This window comes from Sphaerotilus sp. (genome assembly GCF_041083715.1).
GTDB lineage: Bacteria > Pseudomonadota > Gammaproteobacteria > Burkholderiales > Burkholderiaceae_C > Sphaerotilus.
Genome location: NZ_JBFPGY010000336.1, coordinates 1 through 5767, shown reverse-complemented (window position 1 = coordinate 5767; position 5767 = coordinate 1). Strand labels below are relative to the sequence as shown.

The following is a 5767-nucleotide window of genomic DNA, read 5'->3' as shown; positions in this document are numbered from 1 at the left end:
GCCAGCACCGCCAGCGTCGGCGGCGCGCCCGGCCCGAGCACCAGCGCCATGTCCACCACCGTGAGCCCGTACGCCGCCACCGCCGCCACCGGCCACGCCAGCGCTCCGCTCCATGCGGGCCACACCACGCGCCACCAGATCTGTGCCGGCGCATACCCGAGGCTGCGCCCGAGCGCCAGTTGCTGCCGCAGGCGCAGCGCGACATCCGGCCGCGCCAGCAACGCCGCGATCGTCCAGAGCAGGAATGGCGTTTCCTTGAGCACCAGCGCCAGCATCAGCGCCAGTGCGTGCGGGTCGTGCACGGTGGACCAGTCCGGCGGTACGTCCCAGCCCGCCAGCGGCGCGAGCAGCCGGGCGATCCAGCCACCGGGCATCCACAGCAGCAGCAGCCCGATCGCCAGGGCCGCGTGCGGCACGGCCAGCATCGCCGGCAAGCACCGCTGCAGGACCGCCCAGCGCGGCTGGCCCCAGTGCTGCGTCGTCAGCCACAGACTCAGCGCGGTGGCCAGGAATGTGCTGCCCAACCCGGAGACGAGGCTGGACACCAGCGCAGGCCCGGTCTGCGGATCGTCCCGCAGCGCCTGCCACGCCAGCGGCCGGGCCGCTTCTCCCAGCGCAGCCACCAGCGCCACACCCAGCGGCAGCGCGACCAGTCCGCCGCCCGCCCCCCAGACCGTCCAGCGGGCCAGGCGCCAGACGACCGGCGACGGTGCATTCAGCGACCGTAGCGCCGCAGCCATTCCTGCTCGATCGGGTCGACCCAGGAGCCGTGCGGCTCCGGCCACACAGGTGCGCTGCGCTGCACGATGCCCGGCACCGGATTCGCCTGGAACAGTGCCCGCTCGGCTGGCGCGAGCCGCTCCATCGCCAGCACCGTCGGATCGCCCCACTGCCGCACATCCGCCTTGCGTGCCTGCGCCGCGGGCGAGAGCAGGAAATTCGCCACCACCTGCGCGCCGGCCTTGGCGCGGGCATTGAACGGAATGGCCACGAAGTGCGTGTTGCCGATCGTGCCGCCGCTGTGCTGGTAGCTCACCACCGACGACGACAGCTTGCCGGCCAGCATCTCGCTGGCCGCCTCGTTCGGGTTGAAGGTCAGGCTGATCCACAGCTCGCCGTCGGCCAGCATCTGGCGCGCCACCGCGTCGCTGGCGGGAAACAGCCGGCCCTGGCGCCACAGGTGCGGGTGCAGCGCGTCGAGCGCCTTCCACAGCGGCGCGGTGACGCGGGCAAACGCCTCGGCGGCGTACGGACGGGTCAGAGCGGTGCGGTCGGCCGTGGTTTCCATCAGCACCTGCTTGACGAAGGTCGTGCCGTGGAACTCCGGCAGGCGCGGATAGGTGAACCGGCCCGGGTGGCGCAGCGCCCAGGCGGTCAGCTCGGTGATGTTGTCGGGCACCGTCGTCACGCGCTGGCCGTCGGCGAAGAAGGTCAGCTGTGCCATGCCCCACGGCGCTTCCAGGCCCTCGACCGGCTCGGAGAAGTCCAGCCGCGTCGTCGGTTTGCCCACCACGTCCACGGCGGCAAACGCCGGCAGCGCTTCCGCCCAGGGCCCGAACAGCAGCGCCTCGCGCTTCATCGTCAGGAAGTTCTCGCCGTTGATCCACAGCAGATCGACCGAGCCGTCCCCCGTGCGTCCCGCGGCCTTCTCGGCCCGCACGCGGCGCACCACTTCGGCCGCGTCGGTGATCTTGACGTGCAGCAGCTTCACGCCGTGCAGCCGCTGCACCTCGCCCGCGGCCCATTGCAGGTAGGCGTTGATGCGCTCGCTGCCAGCCCATGCATTGAAATAGACGGTCTGCCCGCGCGCCTCTGTTTCGGTGCGCTTCCACGCAGCCGCCTCCATCGGGACCGCCCAGGCTGGCAGCGCGCCGGAAGCGACCGCGGCGGACAGAAAGATGCGGCGGGACAGGCAACGGGCAGCAGGGGGTCGGTTCACAGCATCCTCACAGGTGGAAAAAGCGCCAGCCGATCGGGCTCCGGCGGTCGATCATGCCAGTGCGGGACGTCTCGACAGAAACCGCGGCCCGATGACCGCATCCGCCGACCACCGCCCCGGCCCCCACAGCACCAGCCCGACCAGCAAGCTGCCCCAGAACACATGCAGCGCGAACGCGGCTTCCGGCATCTCCGGCACGCTCAGCACCGCGACCACATTCATCACCGACAGCCCCAGCGCGGCGAAGCGCCCGCCCAGGCCGAGCACCAGCAGCACGGGCAGGACGATCTCGCCCGCCGTGCCAGCGAACGCGGCCACCTCGGGCGACAGCAGTGGCACGTGGTACTCGTCCGTGAACAACGCCAGCGTCGTCTCCCAGTCGCGCAGCTTGGTCAGCCCGGACAGGAAAAAGACCTTGGCGACCACCACCCTGGCCGCGAGCTGGGCCAGGGGCTGCAGGGATGTGCACAGGTCGATCAGGCGGGCATGGCCGCGGCGGAAGGTGTCGATCAGCATGGTGGTCTCCAGACCGGGTCAGGTTGTCACGTCGATGCGCACCAGCAGGCCATCGGCCACCGCGGGTGCGAGCCAGCGCGCGAAGTCGAAACCGGGCACGTCCAGCGCCTCGGCCAGCGGCTGCGCCTGTGTCAGCGCGCGGCGCAGGAAGTCGGCGGTCGGCGCGTCGACCACCGCCACCCGCACCCCCCAGCCCTCACGCCAGACCAGCGCCGTTTCCGCCCGCTGCTCGGCCAGCGCCGCGCGGGCGTCGGCGAAGGGATCGGGCTGCGCGGTCTGCCGCGGGTCGTGGTGGGCGCGCCAGACCGTGGCGACCGGGTACACGCTGTCCACCAGCGCCAGCCCGGGCGCCGGACGCAGCACGAGCCGGTCCGGCTCGGTATCGCCCAGGCGCATCAGCGTGGACAGATCCGGTGCAGCATCGGCCGATCCAGCGGCCTGCATGACCGCGTCGTCCAGCCGCGCCACATCGGCGAGATACGGCAACTCGGCGAGTTGCTCGGCCCCGGCCAGGAAGGCAGGCAAGGCCTCGCCCCACTGCGCCAGATCGCCGCGGCTCGGCGGCCCCTGGCGCCAGACGGCGCGGGCCATCGGCACGAAGGTCTCATCGCCCAGCATGGCCCGCACGGTCGGGTACCGCGCCCCCAGCGCCTGCTCGGCATGGACGGCGGCATTGGCCGTGTAGACCGCCAGCCCACGGACCAGATCGGCCCGTGCAGGCGCACGGGTCCACCCGGTGAGCGCACCCGGCTGCCCGGTGCGCAGCGCCTGCATCAGCAGGCGCTGCCGGATCTGTTCGCGCTGGATCGCTTCGGCGGTGCTCATCCTGCAGCCACTCCGTGCAGCACGGCGTCAGCCTGCGCGGCTTCGTCCAGCAGGACGTCCAGCGTCGGCAGGTCGGTGTCCCATTCGATCAGTGTCGGCACCGGGCCGTGGCGCCGGACGGCGTGCGCGTAGACCTGCCAGACGGGCGGATGGACACGGCTGCCGTGGTCGTCGATGACCAGCGTGTCGGTCTCGGTGTAGCCCGCCAGGTGGATCTCGCCAGCCAGTCCGGTCGCGAGCCGGTCGATCCAGGCACAGGCGCGGCGTGCGGCAGCGGTTGCGCTGTCCCCTGCATTCAGCGCGTTGACGACGAGGTTGTTGACATCGAGCAGCACGCCGCAGCCGCTGCGGCGCGCCAGCTCGTTGAAGAAATCGGGTTCGGACAGGCCATCGTCGGCCCAGCCGAGGTAGGCGCTCAGGTTCTCGACCAGGATCGGGCGGCGCAGGCGCTCCTGCACCTGCTGCACGTTGCGCACCATGATCGCGAGCGCGGCGTCCGTGAACGCGATCGGCAGCAGGTCGCTGCCATGCCAGACCGGCGCGCCCCGCCCGGGATCGACCCGGGCGAAGCTGGCGTGGTCGCTGACACGCACCGGCTCGACCGCATCGACCAGCTCGACCAGCCGGTCGAGATGCCAGGCATCCAGCCCGCAGGCGCTGCCCAGCGACAGACCGACACCGTGCAGGCTGACGGCGTAGTCCTGGCGCAGATCCACGAGCACGGCGCGGGCGGCACCACCCGGCGCAAAGTAGTTTTCGCTGTGGACTTCGAGGAAGCCCAGCGGCGCACGCTGCTGTCGCAGCAGTGCGGCGTGGGGTTGGCGCAGGCCGATGCCCGCAGAGGTCGGTGCAGGCATGGCAGGCGGCTTACTTCTTCATGCCCATCTTGGCCTCTTCGGCCGTCATGCCCTTCATGTCCTTGCAGGTGCCCTTGGGGACGTACTTCCATTCGTCAGCCCCCATGTCGGCCTTGCTCTGGCCGGCACAGGAGTGGGTGCCGGAGAGGTTGGCACAGTCGTTCTGGCCAGCCTTGGCAATGCCGAAGCACTTTTCCTTGTCCTGCGCGGCAGCGGGAGCGATGACGCCCAGGGCCAGGACGGAAGCGAGGGCAGAAGAGAGGATGAGGCGCTGGTTCATGGAGATTCTCCGTTCAGTGGATGCAGTGGAAATGGATGGTGGATGTCGGGAACGTGTCGTCCGGTCAGCCTGCCAGAAGATGTGGAGGCTGTGCAGCGGACAGGACTCTGTCGCGCCGGCATCCGGTTTCCTTACACTGCAGCGACAGAAAACTTTTCGGCCACGCTCGCCGCACCCGCATGTCCGACTTCGCCCGCCAGGTCCAGACCCTGCGTCCCCAACTGCTGCGCTATGCCCGCAACCAGCTGCGCAACGAGGCCTGGGCGGAGGACGCCGTCTCCGAGACGCTGCTGGCAGCGCTGGAAAAGCCGCAGGCCTACACGGGCGCGGCGCAGCTCAAGACCTGGCTGATCGGCATCCTCAAGCACAAGGTGATCGACCAGATCCGCAGGCACCGGCGCGAAGTCTCCACCACCTCGGATGCCGAGGACGGAGAAGACCTCGACGAGCTGCTGTTCAAGGCCGATGGCCACTGGCAGGAGATGCCCGCCGACTGGGGCAATCCAGGCGCGGCGCTGGGCCAGCGGCAGTTCTTCGAGATGCTCGAAGCGTGCATGGAGCACCTGCCCGGCCAGCAGGGGCGTATCTTCATGATGCGCGAGTGGCTCGAACTGGACACCGCCGAGATCTGTAAGGAAACCGGCGTCAGCGCGACCAATCTGTTCGTGCTGCTGCACCGCGCACGCCTGCGGCTGCGGGAGTGCCTGCAGGTGAACTGGTTCGCCGGACAACGGGCGCCAACCTGACCGGAGCTAGCCCATGCGATTGAAACTGACCTGCAAGGAAACCGCCCGCCTCGTGCTCGAAGGCGAAGACCGCGTGCTGCCGCTGGGCGAGCGGGCACTGGTGCGCATCCACCTTGGCTACTGCAAGGGCTGCACCCGCTTCTCGAAGCAGGTGCACCTGATGCGCAGCGCCATGCATGACTGGCGGCGATACGCCGATGGCAGCGAGGAGCATGTCCCTCCCCATCCGCCAGGGCGGTAACTCACCGGGCACGTTGTCGATGGAGATCGGCCAGTGCGACATCGGTCACGGTCTGCCTCTCGCCTTGCCCGTCGTGCAGGGACGCCGATCGTTTCAGGAGCTGGCGCAGCGCCTTGTCCAGCGCCTTCGACAGCGACAGGCGGCCGGTCAGCAGGCGGTGAAGGACATCCACGCACCGCGTCCAGCCCCCGTACAGCCTGGCGGCGGCGCCATCACTCGGCGCCCATCGCGCCAGTGCCAGCATCGGCCAGGCCACCCGCAAGCCACGCTGCCACGCTGCGGCCTGCCGGAGATAGGTGAGGGCCTCGGACCGCAAGCCGAGCCCCAGCGCCCGGTGTCCGGTCGCCAGGCAGTAGTGACGTC

Annotated in this window: 9 protein-coding genes; 2 read left to right on the top strand and 7 right to left on the bottom strand. The window is 70.2% G+C overall.

What is annotated here, in order from left to right; genetic code table 11:
- The 6 genes from AB3X43_RS15760 to AB3X43_RS15735 form a co-directional block, all read right to left on the bottom strand.
- A partial coding sequence (locus tag AB3X43_RS15760) for an ABC transporter permease family protein (protein WP_473965139.1) occupies positions 1 to 740 on the bottom strand: 740 nt, incomplete at its 3' end.
- Positions 716 to 1939: an ABC transporter substrate-binding protein gene (locus AB3X43_RS15755; protein ID WP_369430814.1), complete on the bottom strand. Its 1224-nt coding sequence runs from the start codon at positions 1937 to 1939 to the stop codon at positions 716 to 718. The genes AB3X43_RS15760 and AB3X43_RS15755, both read right to left, overlap by 25 nt.
- 51 nt (positions 1940 to 1990) lie before the next feature.
- The gene (locus AB3X43_RS15750) at positions 1991 to 2455 is read right to left on the bottom strand and encodes a DoxX family protein (RefSeq protein ID WP_369430813.1); all 465 of its coding nucleotides are present in this window, start codon (positions 2453 to 2455) and stop codon (positions 1991 to 1993) included.
- 18 nt (positions 2456 to 2473) lie between these two features.
- Positions 2474 to 3280 (bottom strand): HvfC/BufC family peptide modification chaperone, encoded by an 807-nt coding sequence (locus tag AB3X43_RS15745; protein ID WP_369430812.1) that lies wholly within the window; start codon positions 3278 to 3280, stop codon positions 2474 to 2476.
- Positions 3277 to 4137, bottom strand: a complete 861-nt coding sequence (locus AB3X43_RS15740) for an MbnB/TglH/ChrH family RiPP precursor modification enzyme (protein ID WP_369430811.1) — start codon at positions 4135 to 4137, stop codon at positions 3277 to 3279. The genes AB3X43_RS15745 and AB3X43_RS15740 overlap by 4 nt, the downstream gene beginning before the upstream one ends.
- Positions 4138 to 4147: 10 nt before the next feature.
- Entirely contained in the window at positions 4148 to 4417 is a 270-nt protein-coding gene (locus AB3X43_RS15735; protein WP_369430810.1) for a BufA1 family periplasmic bufferin-type metallophore, read from the bottom strand.
- Between the two features lie 179 nt (positions 4418 to 4596).
- Here AB3X43_RS15735 and AB3X43_RS15730 point away from each other — a divergent pair, with 179 nt between their 5' ends.
- On the top strand, positions 4597 to 5163 hold the full coding sequence (locus tag AB3X43_RS15730; protein ID WP_369430809.1) for a sigma-70 family RNA polymerase sigma factor: 567 nt from the start codon (positions 4597 to 4599) through the stop codon (positions 5161 to 5163).
- A 13-nt stretch (positions 5164 to 5176) separates the two neighbouring features.
- Positions 5177 to 5404: an anti-sigma factor family protein gene (locus AB3X43_RS15725; RefSeq protein WP_369430808.1), complete on the top strand. Its 228-nt coding sequence runs from the start codon at positions 5177 to 5179 to the stop codon at positions 5402 to 5404.
- A gap of 1 nt (position 5405) precedes the next feature.
- On the opposite strand, the gene AB3X43_RS15720 is transcribed toward AB3X43_RS15725, so the two are convergent.
- Positions 5406 to 5767 (bottom strand): hypothetical protein (locus tag AB3X43_RS15720; protein ID WP_369430807.1); only part of this gene is annotated, 362 nt, incomplete at its 5' end.